A 20,998-nucleotide genomic window follows, 5' to 3' on the forward strand; every position below is an offset into this window, starting at 1 on the left:
AAATTATTTCTTTTTCGTAGTTTTCTTTTTGGCTCCTCTTTTGGCTGTAGTCTTCTTTTTGGTCTTACTCTTCTTCTCGAGAAGCTCTTTTACCTCATCAAGCGTAAGTTCTTCAGCCTTTGTAGTCTTAGGAAGCTCTACCTTGGTCCTGCCTTTTATGATATTATATCTACCCCATCTTGCTTTTTCAACTCTAATTCCCTCATCTTCCCAGTGATGGATTAGTTTTTCACGCTCCTTCTTTAATTTATCTTCGATAAGCTCCTCTATATCTTCTGCGGAAAGATTATCAAAATCATACTTCTTGTTCACATTAATGAACATATTGTTCCACTTAAGATATGGACCAAACCTTCCCACTCCCTTCTGAACCGGCTTGTTCTTATATACATAAATAGGAGCATCGGCTTTTTCCTTTTCTTTGATAAGCTCCATCGCCCTGTCAAAGTCAACATTTAAAGGATCTTCTCCCTTTTCCAGAGAAACGAATTTCTTACCGAAACGAACATACGGCCCATAACGGCCATTATTTACTTCAACAGCCTCTCCTTTATACTCTCCTAGTTTTTTAGGAAGCTCAAACAAGGCCATAGCCTCATCATAGGTGAGCGTTTCCATATTCTGATCGGGGCTAAGACTCGCGAATTTTGGTTTTTCATCATCTTCCGCACTACCAATCTGCACCATAGGTCCAAATTTTCCTAATCTGACGCTTACAGGTTTTCCGGTTTCAGGATCCTCTCCAAGTACTCTTTCCCCCACTTCCCTGTCGGCATTCTTGGCAACATCCTGAACATGAGGATGGAAATCCTTGTAGAACTCCTTCATCATAGTAGTCCATTCCTTGTTGCCTTCGGCTATATTATCAAAGCTTTCCTCTACTCTGGCGGTAAAATTATAATCCAGGATATTGGAAAAGTGATTCACAAGAAAATCATTCACAACCATTCCAGTTGCCGTTGGAACAAGCTTACCTTTGTCACTACCAACGGTTTCGGTTAATGTTTTCTCTGAGAGCTTATCGTTCTTAAGTTTGAACTGAACATAATTCCTTTCCGTTCCATCCACCGAACCTTTCTCAATGTAATTCCTGGTCTGGATTGTAGAAATGGTAGGCGCATAAGTCGAAGGTCGACCAATTCCAAGTTCTTCAAGCTTCTTAACAAGGGAAGCTTCAGTATAACGATATGGCGGCCTGGTGAATCTCTCGGTTGCCGTGATATATTCGTTATTAAGAGGCTGATTCTCCTTTAATGCCGGAAGCATTCCACTTTGCTCTTCATCTTCCTCATCGCTGCTTTCAAGGTAAACCTTCAGGAAACCATCAAATTTAAGCACCTCTCCATTTGCTGTAAAGTGATTATCATGCTTATCTGCTTCTATCTTTACATTTGTTCTTTCCAGTTGCGCATCGCTCATTTGTGAAGCGATCGCTCTTTTCCAGATTAACTCATAAAGTCTTTGCTGATCACGATCGGCAGAAATACTATGTTTCTGGAAGTTCGTAGGCCTGATAGCTTCGTGAGCTTCCTGAGCCCCCTTGGATTTGCCTTTGAACTGACGTGATTTTGAATATTTATCACCAAAGGCCTTTAGAATTTCATTCTTAGCGCCTTTTCTGGCATCTTCAGAAAGGTTTACGCTATCGGTTCTCATATAGGTTATATGACCGGCTTCGTATAAACGTTGCGCCATCGTCATGGTCTTACTTACCGAGAAGTAAAGTTTTCTTGCAGCTTCCTGCTGAAGTGTGGAGGTGGTAAATGGCGGCGCAGGATTCTTTTTAGCTGGCTTGGTAGTTAACTCGGCTACTTTAAAATTAGCGCCGATATTATCCTTCAGAAACTGTTCCGCCTCCTCCTTCGTATCAAAATTCTTCGGGATCTTAGCCTTGAAACTCTTGCCGTCTTCAGTAGAAAATTCTGCATCTATTCTATAGGAAGCCTGAGGTTCAAAATCCTGTATCTCACGTTCTCTTTCAACAATTAGCCTTACCGCTACTGATTGTACACGGCCGGCAGAAAGTCCACCTTTCACTTTTCGCCATAAAACAGGAGACAGCTCATAACCCACGAGTCTATCCAGTACACGTCGTGCCTGCTGTGCATTGACGAGGTTGTAATCTATCCCTCGCGGATTCTCTATTGCATTAAGTATCGCAGATTTTGTGATCTCATGAAATACGATACGTTTTGTCTTATCATCCTTAAGCTTGAGTTCCTCGGCAAGGTGCCATGCAATAGCCTCTCCTTCACGGTCCTCATCACTCGCGAGCCATACAGTATCTGCATCCTTTGCAAGGCCTTTCAGCTTTCTTACTACATCTTTTTTGTCTTTGGAGACAATATATTTAGGTGTAAAATCTCCTTCTGTATCCACACCAATCTCTTTGGTGGGCAAATCGGCGATATGCCCAAAACTGGAAGCGACCTTATAGTCTTTTCCAAGAAATTTTTCTATGGTTTTAGCCTTCGCAGGAGACTCAACAATCACTAAATTCTTAGCCATAAATCTGTTGGTTTATAATTGCAAAAGTATATCAAATTTTTCTTCTGCCCGTTAAACTTGAATTAAAACCGGGTGTCCCCTCTATTGGAAAGCCTGATTATACAGCTGTTCTGGAATTTAAAAATCCCTTTTTTTTGGGATTAATGAAAGCTTCGTTTTATCCCTATTCAGTATGAAAGAAAAGTGACGAAACGCCGGCAAGGCTATATTTAAGATCGGGAGAGATGTTGCCATCTATGGAAGTAGCGTCATTAAAGGCCAGGATACGGCCTCCACCATTAACGGCTTCAGCAACAAAGATCACATTGTACGCAGAATCATAGATCACATCTACAGGATTGCCCAACAGGGTATTGTTACCAGCTATTCTTAACTGGTCTTCGACTTTTACAAAACCTCCTGCAGAAGCAGCATTAAATTTAGATTCAAAATCCTGGATCACATGTAAGGCTCCATCACTATTTGATTCTGCTTCCCCGATATCTGAAAGTATCATGGTACCATCTTCGAAATCCAGGCCATGAGAACGTACCAGCCCCTGAAAAGCAACAATTTTATCGGCTGTAACGATCCTGTTCAATGCATGTGTAGAAATAAAATTACGGAATACGGCAATTTTATTGGTTTCATCTACGGCTGCATAAAGATCGTCCCCTATGAACTCAATACCCCAAAGCCTGAATTTAGTTGTAACCACATTCCTAAGAGTGAATCCCATGCTGCCTTTTGTGTAAATAAAAAGCCTTCCTTCAGGAGTCAATTCGTCGTCATCAAGATCGGTATCGTCTGAAACAATATAAAAGTTACCGTTTACTGCAAGGTCACGCGGACTTTCAAGATCAGTACCACTAATGAATTCCGGCTCCAGATCAACTGAAATCCCCGATTGAAAAGTACTTATACCTGTATAGGTTTCAAGTTGAGAACCAGATCTTGAAGCCAAAGTAAAGGAATCATCTACCTGAGAAAAGTAGATACCTTCGGTATCTGTTGATGTTATATTATAAGTAGTGACCTGACCCGTATTGATATCATATCTCTTTACAGGCCCACTGTGAGAGGCAGCGTATAAATGAGCAGTTTCTGAAGTCCTGACATCCCCATTCAGATTATCATCACTACTACATGAACAGAATAGCGCGATAAAGAAAATACCTAAAAAAAGACCCGATCGTTCCAGCTTCATACTTTTTTATTTGCGAATATATTGTTTTAACGAATAAAACTCCAGCATAGTTTAAATGAGTTAAATATCTGTTATTTGAAATTATCTTAACGCAATTTTGACTTTATAATTTTCATATTAAAGGAGAAACAAGGAAAATTTAAAAGTTTAAATAAGTTTATGAATCTCGCACACATATTAAAACTAGCAGGAAAGTTTGTTGTAAGAGGCTTTGTCTTTAAAGCCGGAAAAAAACTGGCTCTAAAAGGTGGAAGAGCCGGAATTGGTGCCGGCGCTCTGATCGCCGGAGGCTACCTTGCCTACCAGCTGCTTCAGGAAAGGGAAAAACAACAGGAAGAGAAAAGAAAAAAGAAAAGCAAAAAAAATACAGGCCGTAAGAATTAAGAATATTACACATATATCGAAAATAACCATCCTCCTTAAATCAAAAAACAAGGGATTCAAATCAGCCACACCCCTGCTAAATAATAAATACTTATCTTGAGTAAATCACTCTAATATTAAACATGAAATATCTACTGCCTGTTCTATCTATTTTCCTATTCATACCCATTACTCTGATTTCGCAAAATAATGACTGCGCATGTTGTACGCCGGCTCATGAACAGTTCGACTTTTGGGTGGGCAACTGGGAAGTATTCAACGAAAAAGGTAAAAAAATTGGTGAAAACCTAATAGAGAAACTCGAAGATAACTGCATTCTAAGTGAAAACTGGGAAGGAGAAAAAGGCGGCTCCGGGAAAAGTTTCAATTACTATGATCCAGCAGACTCTACCTGGAACCAGTTATGGATCAGCAACTCAGGTAACATCTTGAAACTGAAAGGAGAGGGCAAACCCGATAAAATGATCCTTAAAAGTGAACCTGTAAAAGGTGAAAAAGGTAACTACTATAATAAGATCACCTGGACGAAAAATCCCGACGGTAGCGTGACACAACTTTGGGAGCTTTATGATCTTCAGGGAAACCTTTTGAATGAGGCTTTTAAAGGCATTTATAGAAAAAAGGATTAAAGCATTACTGAAAAACGCTTTCAGAACCTTCACTCAGGCTTTCAATACTTTCTGAAGCATCCCTATTGAAAACGGCAATTCCTTTTTTAAGCCATTCATAAAAGTCATCAGCCTCTGGCTCATAAGCGGAAGGAGCAATAAGTTTTTCTTCTTTATGATCTAAAAGCACATAGTATGGCTGGGCATTCGCCTGATATCTGCTAATCTGAAAATCACTCCATTTATTACCTATGGTTTGAATTTCCTTTCCTGTAGTTTCAGAAACATATTGCTCAGATTCCGGTAATTTCCTTTGATCGTCTACATACAGGGAAACAAGAACCACATCATTTTTCAGTGTTTTAAGCACCTGAGGCTCACTCCACACACGTTCTTCCATTTTCCTGCAATTCACACAGGCATGCCCGGTAAAATCTATAAGTAAAGGAAGGTCTTTTTCTTTTGCATAAGCTAGTCCTTTTTCATAATCATGAAAGGATATAATATCATGTGGACCATAATAAGCTCCGTCGGGAAGCTGGTCAGAATCCGAAGCTAAAGTATTTCCCTTAGAACTACCAACGCCGTATGGTGATTCACTATACTGAAGTGGTGGTGGAAACCCGCTAATAATCTTAAGTGGTGCGCCCCAAAGACCTGGAATAAGGTAGATGGTAAAAACAAGAACAACAATCCCTGATATAAGTCTGCCCACAGAAATATGATCTACTTTAGAATCATGTGGCAAACGGATCTTTCCGAACAAATAGAAAGCCAGCACCCCGAAGATCACGATCCAAATGGCAAGAAAGATCTCTCTTTCAAGAAGATGTAACTGCAGCACAAGATCTGCATTAGAAAGAAATTTAAACGCCAGAGCCAGTTCCAGAAAACCGAGGGTTACTTTTACCGTATTAAGCCAGCCACCGGAACGTGGCAAAGTATTAAGCCAACCGGGGAATGCAGCGAACAATCCAAAAGGCAATGCGATAGCAAGAGAGAATCCCAGCATTCCTATTATAGGAGCAGTCCCTCCTTTTGATGCGGCTTCTACAAGGAGAGTCCCCACAATAGGTCCGGTACAGGAAAACGATACTATTGCCAGGGCAAGCGCCATAAAGAATATCCCAATCAAACCTCCTTTATCTGCTTTTGAATCGATCTTAGTCCCCCAACTACTTGGAAGAACAATTTCAAAAGCTCCCATAAATGAAATGGCAAATATCACAAGCAGCACGAAGAACGCAAGATTGAACCACACATTTGTAGATAATGCATTCAGAGAATCGGCACCAAAAATAAGAGTGACCAGAGATCCCAGAAGCACATATATAACCACAATGGAAATCCCATAAAAAATGGCATTTCGTATACCCGCAGCCCTGGACTTACTTTGTTTGGTAAAGAAGCTCACCGTCATGGGAATCATAGGAAAAACACAGGGGGTAAGCAAAGCCGCAAAACCAGATAAGAATGCGACTATAAAAATCCCCCAGAAAGATCTTTTTTCTTCAGGATTATTTACCTCAAGTTCTTCTGAAGAATCTTCAGCAAGACTTTCTACAGACTGGGAGCTGACAGTTCCTTCTCGTATAACAAATTCAAATTTCTCTTCTTCGAAGATGCAGGCTTTATCGTCGCAAACCTGGTACTCTACTTTAGCATTGATAGTACCCAAAGTAGAATCAATTACCCTGATATTCTGTGTAAAAGTGGCCTGATAGGCAAAATAGGAAAGTTCCATTTCGAAAACCTGGTCATATTCGGTAACCGATTCACTTTCTTCGGTATCGCCAATTAACTCATACTTTTCTCCGGTGTTATCAAACCTGAAAACCGTAGGAAGTGCCCCTCCTTCAGGAAGTTCCTGGGAGTACAAATGCCATTTATCTTCGATATAAGCGTTAAAGATGAGCTGGTACTCTCCCTCAGATATTTCTTTTACTTCAGTATCCCATTCAACAGGATCATATATTTGAGCTTGGGTGAAATATCCGGCAAGAAGTATAAAAAGGAAAAGACCTTTCTTTAATAGGCTGTATATCATTATTCTTTAATACCTGATTAGTAAGATTAAAACTCTAAGAACAGCTTCTAAAATTAACGAAATAAAACGATAATTTTTGTTCGAAAGCAAAAGTACCTATTCTAAAAGAGAATGGAAACCATTTTTTGTTTGAGAAGAATTAACAACTTAAACAATGTCGAAAAACATAGCTCATCAGATAGCAGAAAATTATTTAACTTCCGCTACTTAACATCTGTTCAATGAGATATTCCAGTTTATTTATATTGCTTTTTTCAATATTCCCCTTCAATTCCCATTCGCAGGAAAAACCATGGATGCTTGGGCCTTTTGAAAGGTTTACCGATAATCAACCCATACTGCAAAAAGATGAGAATTCAGAATTTGATGACCCTATGAGTGGCAAATTGGTAAAATGGGAATCCATGGCTACCTTTAATCCTGCGGCCATTGTAAGAAATGACACGATTTATGTGCTTTACCGGGCCGAAGAAAAATTAGGTGAAAAAGAAATTGGTGGCCATACTTCCAGACTGGGGCTTGCCTACTCTACGGATGGCATCCACTACCAGAAAATGACAAAACCAGTATTCTATCCTGATGAGGATCGCCAGAAAAAATTTGAATGGCCGGGTGGCACTGAAGACCCCAGAATAGTTGAAACAGAAGACGGGCTATATGTCTTAACCTATACCCAGTGGAACAGAAACGTTCCCCGCCTTGCCGTAGCCACTTCCCAAGATCTTAAAAACTGGAAAAAACACGGGCCGATCTTTTTAAATTATAAGGACGGAAAATATATGGATCGCGAAACCAAATCTGGAGCAATAGTGACCCAACTGAAAAATGGCAGACTCACTGCTGCAAAGATTGACGGTAAATACTGGATGTATTTTGGTGTACCTCATATTTATCTGGCGAGTTCTGAAGATCTAATTCACTGGACCCCTGTTGAGGATTACACTGGGCAACTAGCCCCTGTTCTGAATCCAAGGCCCGGTTATTTCGATTCCTGGCTGGTAGAAGCGGGACCGCCTCCGCTGCTTACCAATGATGGAATCTTAGTCTTGTACAATTCCGGAAATTCACAGAACATAGGTGATAAGAAACTTGGCAACAGAATCTATACCGGTGGCCAGGCTTTATTTGATGCTAAAGAGCCATGGAAAATTATTGACCGTTCCAACAATCCATTCATTAAGCCAGAATTGGATTTTGAGAAATCGGGCCAATATAAAGATGGTACTACATTTATAGAAGGCCTTATAATATTTAAGGGTAAATGGTATTTATATTACGGTACCGCAGATAGTATGGTTGGTGTGGTTAGAAGTGAAACTAACAATAACGAATAATTTCAACTAATTGCAACAGCTTGCCGATATAATAATGCCTGTTTCCATTGCCGTTATCATGTTTGGTATAGGTCTGGAACTCAAATTCGGAGACTTTAGAAGGGTTTTCTATTATCCAAAAAGTATTCTTACAGGGCTTTCCAGTCAGATGATATTACTCCCCTTAATAGCGCTTGCCCTGATATACTTCTGGCCAATGAAACCTATTTATAAAATAGGCGTAATGCTACTGGCAGCCTGCCCCGGTGGCACCGCATCTAACCTTGTTACCAAAATGCTCAAAGGGAGGGTGGCACTCTCTGTATCACTTACGGCTTTCAACAGCTTTTTTATCCTTTTCACCATACCACTAATCATTGAGTTGAGTTATAGCATATTTGGCAATGAAAGCAGAAGTGTAGACCTCAGCTTTTGGCGCACCATGAAGGAAGTGATGTCAAGCGTGGTTTTGCCTGTTCTTGGTGGTATTATTATAGGCAATCTACTTGGTGATCAACAAAGAGAGCGCATTCACAAACCACTGAAGTATATACTCCCCTTACTTCTGCTGGTAGCAGTAATAACCGTGATATTCATAGACGAGTCCAGCAAAGACATACATTATCTTGATTATATCCCTCTTTTTATTCCGCTTATCCTGCTCAATATACTAACCATGCTTGCGGGATTCCTCACTTCAAAGAAATTTAATCTTAAACATGAATCCTGCTTCACTATTGCCATAGAAATGGGATTGCAAAACAGTGTTCTTGCACTTTATATAGCCAACCAGTTGCTGAAGGATAAGGATATTAGCCTGATTGCCATATTATATGGAAGCTTTTCCCTTATCAGTACTTTTGGCATTGCATATTTACTAAAGCGATATCTTAAATAGATTGAGAAGAAGACCAAAAAAAGCTTAAATTTCAGCATCTTTTTTACCCTATTTTTAGTCCTGTTTAAATGCTTTTTAAACAGGAGTTCAAATTAACCTAGATATGGAATTAAACAAGTATAAAGATATTTCAGAACAGTGGCTCGAATATAAAGACGCTTTAAATAATTATATACTTAAGATCGTAAAAGACCCCGATACAGCCAATAGCCTGTCGCATGAAGTACTGATGAAAGTATATTCGTCCTGTTGTTCAGGGAGAGAAATTCGGAACATAAGATCCTGGCTCTTTCAGATAGCCTATAATACCTGTATGGATTATTTCAAAAAAGAAAATAAGAATACAGATCTTCAAACAGAGATAAAAGAATCTGAAGAAGAACCGGTGTATCAAGAGGCGGGTGAATTCGTTGAACCCTTGTTAGGCCTCATTCCTTCGAAATATTCCGAACCATTGAAGCTTGCCGATATTCGAGGTTTAAAGCAGCAGGAGGTTGCAGAGAAACTTGACCTTAGTCTTACAGCTACAAAGAGCAGGATACAAAGAGCAAGGCAGATGTTGAAAGAAAAGATCATGGAGTGTGTTCATATAGAAGTTGACGGCCAGGGTAATCTTATGGCATTTAATATTAAAGGCACCTGCCAGCCTTTAAAGGATCATTTAAAAAAATGTAAATAATTCTGCATCTTTTTGAAGTTATAAAAGTCCTGACAGTAATAGAATAATAATTAAATCATACTGTTATGAACACTTCAAAAAACAATGAGCAAAAATGTTGCAAAGAGATAAATCAGAACAATAAGGGCAGGGCCAAAAGAATTGCCAGGTTCCTAATTCCGAAGGCAAATGAAAACTGGCTCTTATATAAATAGAATGAAAAAAGCACCTTTAAAGGTGCTTTTCTTTTATTCCTACATTTTATTTAGACTGAACAACTGCCATCGCACTCTGATACGGTCTCATCCTTTTTCCAGTTCTCCATTGCCTCCGGAGATTTTTTTGCATTTCGGCCCTCGCCATATACGGTAGACTCTCCATAGGTGAAAAAGGCTTCCCAGTCCACTCCCTGAGGATCGGTTATCCAGGATTTTTCGCTTTTTGAATAGCAGCAGGAACAGTCACCTTCTTCAAAGATCTCGCCTTTTGCCTTTTCCAGGTTTCTGTATACCTCCTGAAGCTCCTCCTGGCTTTCGGTTTGTATTCCCAGGTGTTCGATTCCGTTTTCGGCATGACCGTTCGAAATAGCAAAATTCACTTTTGGATCCTGCAGCATCCATTTGGCATAATCTCCCTTCTGAATGGTAGGCCGGGCTGCAAAAAGCGCATTATAGAAATTTATACTTTCTTCTAAATTCTTCACTCTAACGTGTACATGGAATGTTTTCATAATGATAGTCTTTTAGTTTTTGATTTTTACTTTCTATCATGACTGAACACGAGCTAAAAAGACGCATAAAAAATTTCAATATTATTTCATGGATAAAAAAAAGCCCTTTCCCGCGAAAGAGCTTTTTTGCTAATCAAACGAAATAAAGAATTAAATAATCACCTAGCCATTAAACAAAGCTGCACATTTTATGATATCAGCTTTTTCTGTTTCGTTAATTAATCCTTCATCTACCCAGCTTCGGGTTAGTTTAGTGACAGAACTCACAAAGTCACCATGATTCTTTGCTTCCTCCATCACAAGCCCAATAAGATCTGACATATAAACACCACATTCTGGGGTCAGCTGGTTTTCAATACCGGTGCTACACCCTCCAATTGTAATGATATCTTCCATATTTGAATTAACAAAGGGATCGTCTTCATCAAGACATCCATCTCCATCGGCATCTGCAGAACAGGCTCCAAAAGTGACCTCATCCAACCCAAGCCAGGCGACAAATCTTTCAGAATAGATCTTAACTGAATCGAAGTTTTGCGTTGAATTAATTCCAATAAATTTTGACTGGAAAGGATTGCTAAATACACGAAGTTTATCTATCATCTTTGAATCCTTGTAAAGCTCAATTATGACATAATCTCCTGATTCAAGGTGAAAAAGCTTAAGGCCCAGGGCATTTATTTCACTATCAAAATTCAACCACATAGCATCTGCCGAAGACTCGGTATAGATCTGCGATTCAAAGATGCCAAAATTCAGTAGTACCAATTTCTCACTTTCTGAAGTAACAGCAAATCCTTCTGTGGTTGCAGTACTGAATAAAAAATTATCAGAACTCGAACTTAACGGAGCACTTATTACACTCATGAATAAATTAGGCGCCATAGCACTAAAATCTTCAGAGATGGTTTCAGAACAGACAGCGTTAAATTCCTCAAGCGTGGAAGCAAGGACCAGATCATCACTGGAAAGAGCTGCCTTATTATTTGTCACAGCTTTTTCAGATTTTGGGAGGGTCTTAAGATAGGCTTCAAAGTCGGCCTTTGATTTAAAAAGGCTTACACCCTCCTCAAATTTTGCTTCGGGGCCCGGATCCTGAACAATAGATTCCTTTTCGCAGCTAGTTAAACAAAAAAATAGCAGAAGTAACCATCCAAGGTTCTTTAGATTTTCCATAGTAGTAGGCTTAGTTAGTTTTGGAATTCTAACTTACGAATTAAATCGACAAAAAGCATTTTTTTTCGTTGTAATACACTATTATCTGAACCTGAAAATAAAAAAACCCCGGTTTCTCAACCGGGGGTTCTTTTTACAATTTTAATCTTTTACTGAAATAAATATACGCTTACCATAACAGCAATCCCAATACTGATAACAACAAATCTTCCGATGTTATATGTTCTTTCAATACGGTTATACACTTCAGTAAACTCATGGTCGTTTGAGTTGGTTATGTGCTCCATGATAAATGATTTAGGGATTATAAATATGTCAATCCCTTTATTATCAAGCAAAATATTTAACACTTTAACTCATTTCAAATCGCTTCCTCTATAAATCCTATCCGATCGGAAACACTAGTATTTATAGGCTATTTCAGAAATTAACTTATAAAAAATTGAGTATTTCAGATCAATCATGAATTGTAGGAAAAATCCTTAAGTAATTTACTTATAGGAATGTCTGATTTCTGACAACCAATGGTTTATCATAAATCCTTATAGTTCTTTAATCCAGATATTTCGAAACTGCACAAGACTGGAAGCTCCCATCAGTTTTCCTGTTTCTTTATTAACCCCTCCATGATGTTGTAAACCTATAGGTCCCGATTCTACCATTGATGGATAAAGTGCATTATCTATTACCGTTATTCCATTCAGGATAACTGTAATTCGCTTTCCTTTCAGGATTATATCATAAGAATTCCATTCTCCCACGGGCTGGTCGGCTTTTTCAGAAGGTACTGCTGCCGCACGAACTTCTGCCGGGAGGGATTTATCGTTTCTTACGGTCCATAATTCTCCAGAACCAACAGACCAGCACCACATTTGCACCTGTCCGGCTCCTTTTATCAGGATCCCTGAATCTGAATTAGGTCCAAGGGGCTCCACGATATCGCCATTTTCGTCACGCAGATAATCCCCACTAGGAAGAATCGTTGGCAGTGGGAATAAATGATCTCCATAACCCTTAAACCTCCATTCCACATGAAGTTTAAAATCTGTGTATTCCTTTTCGGTCCAGAGACTCTTATTTCCTTCGGCTTCAGAACGGGCGTCATAATCTATCACCCCGTCTATTACATTCCAGTGACCCCCATCGCCTTCCGGGATCTTCCAGCCGGTAAGATCTTTTCCATTAAACAAACTAACATAACCTTCCTTTTCATAAACAGAGCTCTCCTGAGCCAATAATGAATTAGAAACTATAAAGCATAGTAATAGTGATAATATTCGTAGATTTTTCATAATGATAATTTTATACTTGGTTTAGATTAAAGTTCCCATCCGGCTCTATATTCCCTGGAAACATACTGGTTGGCTTCTTCATTGTTTGTTACTTTCAGGTTGGCTATATCCCATTCAAGACGATCGTCCATCCTGATTGCCAGGTTACCAAGACCAACCGTTTCAGCCACGTTCTGTACTTTATCTATACTTCCCCGCGATGGTTTTACACCTTTGAAACCATCAATCATTTCGGAGGTTTCATCTCTGAGGTCGGCCTCCTCCAGACTGAATTCAGGTAATTGCTGAAGATTACCTTTTTTATCAAAAAGTAAGGGCTCTTCGTATCCATAACCCGAAATAATACTTCCGTTCTCACCAATGAACATCACTCCATCTCCGCCGATCTTTCTTCCATTTTTCGCCAAAGCTTTTGGCGTTCTTGGTTTTATACCTCCCTCATACCAGTAAACATCCATTAACCTGTCTTCACCTTCCACAGGTATTTCCCAGAATGCATTCGCTGCATGCGGATAACTAATATTGTTCTCTATCCAGCCACTCCTAAAGTCTTTTATCTGGCAGTATACATTCTTGTTACCTTCAGCATTATCAGGTTTTCCAAGATTAAGTATCCTCCAGTCTTTCCAGAAACCATAATATCCCATATCGGCCATACAACCGGCACCGAATTCATACCAGCCTCGGAAAACAGTATGAGTATATCCCGGTGAATAAGGTCGGTCTTTAGATGGCCCTAACCATAGCTGCCAGTCAAAGCCTTGAGGCACGGGAGCTGGTTCGGGTAGATAAGGTGAACCCTGCGGCCACATAGGGCGGTTGGTCCATCTGTGAAACTCGGTAACCTTTCCTATCGCTCCACTGTCTATAAGGTTTTGCATCACATAAAGCTCCTTTGGATTTTTATATGCAAAGCAATGAGTTGGAATATTCTTTTCTCTAACCGTATCACAGGTGAGCCTGATCTCGTTCATAAAATTGGAAACAGGTTTGTGAGTGGCCACAAAAAGATCTTTTTTCATTGCGGCCAGAGCTATAGTAGCATGTAAATGATCTGGTGTCATTATAAAAACAGCATCCAGATCTTTTTCCTTTTCGAGCAGTTCCCTGAAATCAGCATAAGTCGAAACTCCATCATAGGAAGCCTTCCCGGTCTTTTCAGCATAAAATTTATTGATCATTCTTTTTGCCACGTCACGGCCTCCGGCTACTCCATGTTCCTCACCCTGAGGAGCTCCCCAGGTGGGGTAATCCCGACTCTCCTTATTAGGGTCACAAACACTTACAAACTGTAATTCGTCACGCTCTAACCAGCCGGGCAGCATTTTTAAGGCCTGAGTCCCAGCTCCTATCAAGGCAACATTAATTTTGTCATTCGGGGCCGTAAAGCCTATCCCTCCCAACACATGAGAAGGGACAATACTCAACCCCATCCCCGTAAGAGCGGTACGGGAAATAAAGGTTCTTCGGTTTAATTTACTCATAAAAAATATTTAGTAGGTTAATAAGAATACTTATTGAAATCTTCAACTTTCAGTTTCAAGATTGGCAAAATATCGAAATTTTAAGAATTGTCTAAGCTCTTTAACTAAAGCTTTTTGACGCTATTCACTTATGGGTGATTAATTCTATAATTTTTTAATTTTAATATTCCTGTACCAAACCTCACTGCCATGGTCCTGTAAACCAATAAATCCTTCCCTGGCTTTCCCATAATCTGGAAATTCCTTCCATTTTCCTTCAGACTTCCTTTTTTCCCAGTCATCAGACCATGGAACGAATTCTACAGTTTTCTGGCCGTTTAACCAGTAACTAACTTTGTCATTAGTAAATATGATACGCGTGGTATTCCATTCTCCGGCTTTCTTTATGTCTTCTTCCTTATAATCTGGAGCATACATCCCATAATCGGCACCGAGAGAGTTCAATTCTTCTAACCTTCGCGGAAATCCAAGCTGGTCTATAACCTGATATTCGGGAGCATTAAAATAAGGTGCCTCATACTGCTCCCCCTCAACTACATGATAAAAGATGCCACTATTACCTTCTGGAGCGATCTTCCATTCAAGATAAAGTTCAAATTCACCGTATTTTTCTTTTCCATAGATAATATCTCCGCCAATATCCCCTCCTTTTCCAAGTGCTTTCAAACTTTCATTTTCCACCACCCAGCCTTCAGGAAGCCCGGCTTCACCATTATAGGCTCTCCAACCATCGGCATTTTTTCCATCTAACAGATAAATCCAATCTTCTTCACTATTTTTCACAGCTTCAGTTTCAGCCTTAGGCAGGCCTTCTGATTTTTCATTTGAATTATCTTTTTCAGTCTTACATCCGAATAACAGACCGATAGAAACTAAACTTAAAAGTATTTTTTTCATCATTTTATATTTAAAAAGTTAAACCACTTTCATATTCACCGGATCCCAGCTAATAAACTTGTTTTGCCTGTAGCTATTATTACAAAGTAGAGCCGGAGCTGCAGCCCTGAAACCAAAAATCGGGTCTTCAACTACCTTCCCGTTGTTTCTTATAGCATTGAAGAAATTAGAAAAATGATCGAAATGCGCTCCCTTATATCCTTTCTGTGCAGTATATACAGTTTCTAAAGGCGCCTGCATTTTCTTTCTTCCGGCGCGACCATCAGCTTCTCTAGACTTTTCCGCTAAAAACGGGTCGTCACTGGCTGCATTCGCATTTCTTTTCAAGGTAACTTTCTCCCATTCAACATCCATAGAACCTTCACTCCCTACCAGTTTTAGATAAGTGCTGCCACTGGTTCCATCCACGAAATTACACCTTAGAGAAAGATTGAAAGCAGGATGCTCTTTAGTGTTGGGATAATCAAACATTCCCAACAGCACATCGGGGACTTCTCTTCCATCTTCCCAGTAACGCAGTCCACCCATTGCGGCGACCTGAGTCGGCCCCAGGGAGTTAGTTATAAAATGAAGACTCGAAAACAGATGAACAAAAAGATCTCCAGACATCCCAGTGCCATAATCCAGGTAATTCCTCCATCTAAAAAAGCGCATCGCATCAAAAGGCCGGTCAGTAGTATTAGCGATAAATTTCTCCCAGTCCACTGTTTGAGGAGAAGCATCTTCCGGGATTGGATATTGCCATGCTCCCATAGGTGAATTTCTTGCCCAAAAACCTTCGGCATAATTCAATTCGCCAATTGCACCAGCAGCAAGAAGTTCCTTCGCCTTTTCATTTCCCAGTGATGAAAGCCCCTGACTTCCCACCATATAAACTTTTCCTGACTTTTTCCAGGCTTTAATAATTTCATGTCCTTCCTCAACAGAATGGATCATGGGTTTTTCACAATAGACATGTTTACCAGCCTTTAAAGCATCCACGCTTATCTGTTTATGCCAGTGGTCTGGGGTACCGATAATCACTACATCTATATCATCCCTTTTCAGAATGTCCTTATAGTCCTTTGTTACATAAATACCAGATCCCCAACGCTCCTTTGCTTCTTCCAGTCTGCCATCATAAAGATCACATACGGCCAGCAATTCGGTGTTTTTAACTTCAAGTGCCGTTTTTGTATCGGCAGTTCCCATACCTCCGGCGCCAATAAGTCCTATGCGGATTGTCTCATCTTCGGCAACACCGGAATAAAGCCTGGTAAGGCTTTCGGTATTCAATTCTGATTGTGCGGCTAAGGTTGAAGGAATTACAGCGAGACTGGCGCCAGCCAGTCCCATGTTCTTTAAAAATGATCGCCTGTTATTTATCATAATTTTTAATGAAAGTTTTTTCAATAAGCAAAATAAATTTAAGAAGTATAACTGTAACAGCTACATTAATCTCAAAAAATTTAATATCCAAGAAAGATAACAGCTTGAAAAATGAAAGGAAAAAATAGGAACTTAAGAGAAATACTAAGAGAGTTGAAGGGAGAAGAGGATGCAATTACAATACCCCTTTCATATACATTAGGAATAGAATAAAAAAGGTTACCCCCTGATTTATTCAACAGTAATTAAAAAAATCAACTTTTATTTTTGAAGGGATAATTATTTCAAATCTTAGATTCAATTTTTTGGAGATGAACGTGTATAAAAGCTGAATTTTTAAAATTTATCTTACACGGTATCGCTTCGGCAGAAAACAATGAACCATCTTTTCTCTTAAATGAAGTAGTCACAGTTAAACTATCTTTTTTCTTCATCTCTTCAAGAACCTCCAGGGAATGCTGAAGTTCAGAATCTGCATGAAGATCAAAAACCTGTAATTTGAGGAATTCTTCCTTGGAATAACCAAATTCAGATATCGCTTTGTCATTAACATCAATGATATTAAAATACATATCATGGATAATGATTGGTAAAACAGAACAATCAAAAATTTGCTTATAAAGTTCACCAGTATTCTGGAATTCCCGGAATTCCATATCCTCTTCAAAAAAGCTCATGTTAGATTTTGTAAGGTTTGAATGCTAATAACTGAAAACTTGTGGAAAGATATAAATTTCAGGTTTTAACCCCAAACACTAACTAAAATTCCATATTATAAATAGTTGCACCCAGTTAAAAGGCTTATACAGAAATTGAATTTTTGTAAAAATGAGATTTATAAAATTTAATCACAGCACCGGCCGAACACCTCAAATAATTTGACATTCAATAACTTATAAAATCACCTGAGGTTTTTTTATAAGGAAATTCAGTATCTTTAAAATCATTATTAGGGTTCTTTACAACCAGTTTTCCAAAAGTTATGCTCAAAACAATCTATACACTTATACTGGTTAGTTTTTTTTCAGGATTCAGCTTATTGCAATTAGAACCCATAATTAAGAAAAGTTACTTTTTCCATCTGCTTTTTTTCAGCCTGTTCTTAAATGCTTCCCTTGCACAAACAGATTCCATTAACACTTACAGCCTACATACTTTCAAAGAGGTGCCTGTAAATATTTCCCTGGAATGGCTAAATGATAACTATGTTGAAAACCCTGAAAATTTTCATGAAAAAGCGTTGCAGACCTTAGACCGGGCTTATCGCTTAGAAGATGAAAAACTTAAAGCGGAAGCACACCTTCTTTTAATGCGCTGGCATGCCTTTCACGTACCCTTTACGATTGATTCGATACTTCCTCACGGTGAAAAAGCAATTGCATTATTCAAGAAAGTGAATGATATGGCCAAGGTAGCTATTACCAGTGTCGAATTGGCCTATGAATACATTGAAGGAAATGACACAGAACGTTCTGAACAATTGATCTTCGATGCCATTGAAATTTACGAAGCTTCAGGGAATGAGAAAGGCTTGGGCTCGGCCTTTAGTGCCCTATCGAGTATTTTTCTTTCACAAAAGGAGCCGCAATTGTCAATAAAATATGGTTTAAAAGCTTTGGAGCTAACACAGAAAGTGGAAGACCATCATACTACCGCTCAAACCTGGCTAGCACTAGTTCTGGCTTATGATGATGCCGGAGAACCAGAAAAGGCGATACACGCTGCAGACATGTGTATTGAAACGATTAATCGCTACAATATAGATGATGATTTCAATCTGGCCCGGGCATATGGCTATCGAGGAGACGTATGGGCAGAGCTTGAAGAGTATCAAAAATCTCTGGAAGATAATGTGAAATCTTATGGAATAGTTGAGGCCAAGATTGGAGCTGAACGGCCAGCTGCTAAAACCTATAGGCGGGGAATCGGCAAGGCATATTATATGAAGGGAGATTACCAGGAAGCCCTTCCACATCTTGAAGCTAGTAAAGATGGATATGTTGCCCTGGGTCAGGGTAGCCAGCCAAAAATGCAGATATTATATAATGAAATCGCAGACAGCTATTCTAAAATCGGGGATTTTCAAAAGGCGTATTTAAATCAGCAACTAGCACATGAGGTATACGAGACTCTTATGCAGAATAAAGTTTCTAACCTGGAATCTGAAGCTTTATTTAAATATGAAAGTGGAAAAAAAGATGAAGCTCTGGCATCCCAGGCCGCTTTAATAGATCAAAAGAGTAAGACCCAGACCCTTATTATCGTGATCGCTTCTCTATTGTTTATATTCCTGCTCTCGCTCTTATATTTCTTTTTGAAAAGCAAAAAAGCCACCAGAATTATCAGGGCCAAAAATGCCGAAAACGAATTATTGCTTAAGGAGATTCACCACCGGGTTAAGAACAATCTGGAAATGGTAAAAAGCCTTATCGCCCTGCAATCGGCTCAAATAGAAGATCCGGCAACTAAAGACGCTATGATCGCCAGTCAGAACCGGGTTCAATCTATGGGAATAATTCATCAAAAATTATATCAGGGCAAAAATCTGGGGAGTATTGAAATGAAAGACTACTTTCTTAATCTTAGTGAAGGTATTCTTGACACCTTTAATGCAGAAGACAGGGTGAAAATAGAGTGTGCTATGGACACACTGGAGCTTGATGTAGATACCGCAGTCCCAATAGGTCTTATTGTAAACGAGTTGCTTACCAATGCGCTTAAATATGCTTTCCCGCAAGAACAACAAGGCGTTATTAATATCAGCCTGGAGAGAGATACTGAACAAAATTTGAAATTACAGGTTAGAGATAACGGAATTGGGAAGGCTGAGGATCTTGAACCAAAGGGAACAGGTTTTGGCTCACAATTGGTGAGGTTATTAACCCGGCAACTTAATGGAAAGATGACAGAACGTAATGAGGACGGAACTTATATTGAATTTGACTTTTTAATCAGCAAAAGCGCATAATGAGTGAAAAGATAAAAATACTTATTGTGGAAGATGAAATGATCATCGCGGCTAATATCTCATTACAGCTGAATGAATTAGGATATGAAGTTACCGGTATTGTTCCAAGAGGAGAAGAAGCTTTAATGCATATTAAAACTGAAACTCCAGATATATTACTGCTAGATATCAACCTTAAAGGCTCTTTAGATGGTATAGAGACCGCATTAAAAATGCAAGAAACTCACGATATTCCAGTGATCTATCTAACCGCAAATGCAGATGAAGCCCACTTCAACAGAGCCAAAGTAACACATCCCTACGCTTTCGTAGCCAAACCTTTTAAAAAATTAGATCTACAGCGGGCAATCGAATTGACCGTTTCCCAAATAGGTTTTAAAAACGAAAATAATTCCAATTTCAAACCTAAAGAAGATGACGCCTTTATCCTAAATGATTGTGTCTTTGTGCGGCACCTAAATACAATGGTAAAAGTTGAAATTAAAGATATACTTTACATTGAAGCTGAACGGAATTACTGCCGAATCTTCACCAATAACAAGGAATATCTGCTTGTTATTACCCTTAAAGAGATGGATAAAAAATTACCTGCAAAACACTTTTTAAGGATCCACAGGTCGTATATCATTAATATTTCTCAAATCACCGAGATAGCCACCAGCCACATCGTTATTGGCAGGAAAGCCATTCCCATTAACAAGTCTTTAAAAAAGGAATTACTCAAGCGACTACAAACGATTTAATCTCTTTGTTAAGCAAACCTTCTTTCCCGGACAGCATATCGATGCTTTCGTCCCACATCGTTTATTTTAACCACTGAATATAGGTTATTTAGCCTTATTGAAGGACATGTAACAATCAAATAAACAACCAAAAAACTCTGAAATGAGCATCTAATTTTGACAATACTAACAGCCTTTTTTAACTAGATTATAAAAATACTCTTTAATTTATTTGAATTACCAGGGATAGAATCTTGGCCGTCATCACAACAGTTCAATCGCAAGCTCTATCCATCATCATTGTAATTTTTAATAGTTAGGTCATTCATCAATCCTAATTAGAATAGTTAAAAAAGGCTGAAAGTATTAAAATAAGATGTTCTTTCCTATAGGAAGTTTTTGCTTGTTATCTATCTCTAAAAAACTATCTATCAAGCCTGAAAAACCCGAAGATTTAGGAATTCTCACCGTTCGCTGGACTTGGGGGGCCAGTGTATAGGTGATTGTGAAAAAATCCAGGGTTCTTTGGGCGATAGATTAATTTAAAGGACTTGTAAAATAGTTTATTATTAAGATTAATCTCAGGCCTACTGATGTCTGAGAAACTGTGAACACGGCTTTATTTACCGGTAAAATCATCCAGAATTTTTTCTGGGTGATTCTATCTAATCTTTCCATCTCATTTTTTCAGTTTGCTCGTTTACTTGAAAACTAACTTTCTCCTCCATAATCTGTATAGAATGAGCCTGGGTAATTCCA

Annotated in this window: 18 protein-coding genes; 7 read left to right on the forward strand and 11 right to left on the reverse strand. The window is 39.0% G+C overall.

From position 1 onward, the window contains the following. Window positions 1–3: 3 nt before the first annotated feature. A complete protein-coding gene (gene topA / locus NE848_RS08145) occupies window positions 4–2,508 on the reverse strand; it encodes a type I DNA topoisomerase (RefSeq protein WP_252112321.1) in 2,505 nt (834 codons plus the stop codon). 163 nt (window positions 2,509–2,671) lie between these two features. Next, window positions 2,672–3,694, reverse strand: a complete 1,023-nt coding sequence (locus tag NE848_RS08150; protein ID WP_252112323.1) for a hypothetical protein — start codon at window positions 3,692–3,694, stop codon at window positions 2,672–2,674. Between the two features lie 159 nt (window positions 3,695–3,853). Here NE848_RS08150 and NE848_RS08155 point away from each other — a divergent pair, with 159 nt between their 5' ends. Together NE848_RS08155 and NE848_RS08160 are read left to right on the forward strand one after the other, a co-directional pair. After that, window positions 3,854–4,078: a hypothetical protein gene (locus NE848_RS08155; protein ID WP_252112325.1), complete on the forward strand. Its 225-nt coding sequence runs from the start codon at window positions 3,854–3,856 to the stop codon at window positions 4,076–4,078. 122 nt (window positions 4,079–4,200) lie between these two features. Further along, the gene (locus NE848_RS08160; RefSeq protein WP_252112327.1) at window positions 4,201–4,707 is read left to right on the forward strand and encodes a hypothetical protein; all 507 of its coding nucleotides are present in this window, start codon (window positions 4,201–4,203) and stop codon (window positions 4,705–4,707) included. Window positions 4,708–4,711: 4 nt separating this feature from the next. Here the strand turns inward: NE848_RS08160 and NE848_RS08165 are convergent, their stop codons facing one another. Continuing rightward, window positions 4,712–6,733 carry a protein-disulfide reductase DsbD family protein gene (locus NE848_RS08165; RefSeq protein WP_252112329.1) on the reverse strand — a complete coding sequence of 674 codons (2,022 nt, stop codon included), beginning with the start codon at window positions 6,731–6,733 and terminating at the stop codon, window positions 4,712–4,714. A 221-nt stretch (window positions 6,734–6,954) separates the two neighbouring features. Between NE848_RS08165 and NE848_RS08170 the strand changes: the two genes are divergently transcribed. The 3 genes from NE848_RS08170 (at window position 6,955) to NE848_RS08180 (ending at window position 9,623) form a co-directional block, all read left to right on the forward strand. Continuing rightward, a complete protein-coding gene (locus tag NE848_RS08170) occupies window positions 6,955–8,067 on the forward strand; it encodes a glycoside hydrolase family 130 protein (RefSeq protein ID WP_252112331.1) in 1,113 nt (370 codons plus the stop codon). Window positions 8,068–8,077: 10 nt separating this feature from the next. After that, on the forward strand, window positions 8,078–8,944 hold the full coding sequence (locus tag NE848_RS08175) for a bile acid:sodium symporter family protein (protein ID WP_252112332.1): 867 nt from the start codon (window positions 8,078–8,080) through the stop codon (window positions 8,942–8,944). Between the two features lie 103 nt (window positions 8,945–9,047). Further along, window positions 9,048–9,623, forward strand: coding sequence for a sigma-70 family RNA polymerase sigma factor (locus tag NE848_RS08180; protein WP_252112334.1), 576 nt, complete (start codon window positions 9,048–9,050; stop codon window positions 9,621–9,623). A gap of 244 nt (window positions 9,624–9,867) precedes the next feature. On the opposite strand, the gene NE848_RS08185 is transcribed toward NE848_RS08180, so the two are convergent. The 8 genes from NE848_RS08185 to NE848_RS08220 all read right to left on the reverse strand — a co-directional run bounded on the left by NE848_RS08185 (window position 9,868) and on the right by NE848_RS08220 (window position 17,226). Then, window positions 9,868–10,332 (reverse strand): ArsI/CadI family heavy metal resistance metalloenzyme, encoded by a 465-nt coding sequence (locus NE848_RS08185; RefSeq protein WP_252112336.1) that lies wholly within the window; start codon window positions 10,330–10,332, stop codon window positions 9,868–9,870. A 162-nt stretch (window positions 10,333–10,494) separates the two neighbouring features. Further along, window positions 10,495–11,508: a hypothetical protein gene (locus tag NE848_RS08190; RefSeq protein ID WP_252112338.1), complete on the reverse strand. Its 1,014-nt coding sequence runs from the start codon at window positions 11,506–11,508 to the stop codon at window positions 10,495–10,497. Window positions 11,509–11,657: 149 nt separating this feature from the next. Then, window positions 11,658–11,795, reverse strand: a complete 138-nt coding sequence (locus NE848_RS08195; protein ID WP_252112340.1) for a hypothetical protein — start codon at window positions 11,793–11,795, stop codon at window positions 11,658–11,660. Window positions 11,796–12,050: 255 nt separating this feature from the next. Continuing rightward, entirely contained in the window at window positions 12,051–12,800 is a 750-nt protein-coding gene (locus NE848_RS08200; RefSeq protein ID WP_252112342.1) for a 3-keto-disaccharide hydrolase, read from the reverse strand. Between the two features lie 26 nt (window positions 12,801–12,826). Further along, window positions 12,827–14,284, reverse strand: a complete 1,458-nt coding sequence (locus NE848_RS08205) for a Gfo/Idh/MocA family oxidoreductase (RefSeq protein WP_252112344.1) — start codon at window positions 14,282–14,284, stop codon at window positions 12,827–12,829. A 144-nt stretch (window positions 14,285–14,428) separates the two neighbouring features. Next, window positions 14,429–15,181, reverse strand: coding sequence for a 3-keto-disaccharide hydrolase (locus tag NE848_RS08210; RefSeq protein ID WP_252112346.1), 753 nt, complete (start codon window positions 15,179–15,181; stop codon window positions 14,429–14,431). A gap of 18 nt (window positions 15,182–15,199) precedes the next feature. Then, window positions 15,200–16,549, reverse strand: coding sequence for a Gfo/Idh/MocA family protein (locus NE848_RS08215; RefSeq protein ID WP_252112348.1), 1,350 nt, complete (start codon window positions 16,547–16,549; stop codon window positions 15,200–15,202). Window positions 16,550–16,833: 284 nt separating this feature from the next. Next, window positions 16,834–17,226, reverse strand: coding sequence for a PAS domain S-box protein (locus NE848_RS08220; RefSeq protein ID WP_252112350.1), 393 nt, complete (start codon window positions 17,224–17,226; stop codon window positions 16,834–16,836). A 305-nt stretch (window positions 17,227–17,531) separates the two neighbouring features. Between NE848_RS08220 and NE848_RS08225 the strand changes: the two genes are divergently transcribed. Then, window positions 17,532–19,517, forward strand: coding sequence for a histidine kinase dimerization/phosphoacceptor domain -containing protein (locus tag NE848_RS08225; protein ID WP_252112352.1), 1,986 nt, complete (start codon window positions 17,532–17,534; stop codon window positions 19,515–19,517). Continuing rightward, window positions 19,517–20,260, forward strand: coding sequence for a LytR/AlgR family response regulator transcription factor (locus NE848_RS08230; protein WP_252112354.1), 744 nt, complete (start codon window positions 19,517–19,519; stop codon window positions 20,258–20,260). Before NE848_RS08225 ends, NE848_RS08230 begins: the two co-directional genes overlap by 1 nt. Window positions 20,261–20,998 lie beyond the last annotated feature (738 nt).

This window comes from Gramella jeungdoensis, assembly GCF_023805255.1.
In the GTDB taxonomy this organism is placed as follows: Bacteria; Bacteroidota; Bacteroidia; order Flavobacteriales; family Flavobacteriaceae; genus Christiangramia; species Christiangramia jeungdoensis.

Coding starts and splice junctions, on each gene's coding strand:
- topA (WP_252112321.1), bottom strand. CDS start 2,508: ATGGCTAAGAATTTAGTGATTGTTGAGTCTCCTGCGAAGGCTAAAACC.
- NE848_RS08230 (WP_252112354.1), top strand. CDS start 19,517: ATGAGTGAAAAGATAAAAATACTTATTGTGGAAGATGAAATGATCATC.
- NE848_RS08225 (WP_252112352.1), top strand. CDS start 17,532: ATGCTCAAAACAATCTATACACTTATACTGGTTAGTTTTTTTTCAGGA.
- NE848_RS08160 (WP_252112327.1), top strand. CDS start 4,201: ATGAAATATCTACTGCCTGTTCTATCTATTTTCCTATTCATACCCATT.
- NE848_RS08220 (WP_252112350.1), bottom strand. CDS start 17,226: ATGAGCTTTTTTGAAGAGGATATGGAATTCCGGGAATTCCAGAATACT.
- NE848_RS08195 (WP_252112340.1), bottom strand. CDS start 11,795: ATGGAGCACATAACCAACTCAAACGACCATGAGTTTACTGAAGTGTAT.
- NE848_RS08155 (WP_252112325.1), top strand. CDS start 3,854: ATGAATCTCGCACACATATTAAAACTAGCAGGAAAGTTTGTTGTAAGA.
- NE848_RS08150 (WP_252112323.1), bottom strand. CDS start 3,694: ATGAAGCTGGAACGATCGGGTCTTTTTTTAGGTATTTTCTTTATCGCG.
- NE848_RS08205 (WP_252112344.1), bottom strand. CDS start 14,284: ATGAGTAAATTAAACCGAAGAACCTTTATTTCCCGTACCGCTCTTACG.
- NE848_RS08190 (WP_252112338.1), bottom strand. CDS start 11,508: ATGGAAAATCTAAAGAACCTTGGATGGTTACTTCTGCTATTTTTTTGT.
- NE848_RS08165 (WP_252112329.1), bottom strand. CDS start 6,733: ATGATATACAGCCTATTAAAGAAAGGTCTTTTCCTTTTTATACTTCTT.
- NE848_RS08185 (WP_252112336.1), bottom strand. CDS start 10,332: ATGAAAACATTCCATGTACACGTTAGAGTGAAGAATTTAGAAGAAAGT.
- NE848_RS08170 (WP_252112331.1), top strand. CDS start 6,955: ATGAGATATTCCAGTTTATTTATATTGCTTTTTTCAATATTCCCCTTC.
- NE848_RS08215 (WP_252112348.1), bottom strand. CDS start 16,549: ATGATAAATAACAGGCGATCATTTTTAAAGAACATGGGACTGGCTGGC.
- NE848_RS08180 (WP_252112334.1), top strand. CDS start 9,048: ATGGAATTAAACAAGTATAAAGATATTTCAGAACAGTGGCTCGAATAT.
- NE848_RS08210 (WP_252112346.1), bottom strand. CDS start 15,181: ATGAAAAAAATACTTTTAAGTTTAGTTTCTATCGGTCTGTTATTCGGA.
- NE848_RS08200 (WP_252112342.1), bottom strand. CDS start 12,800: ATGAAAAATCTACGAATATTATCACTATTACTATGCTTTATAGTTTCT.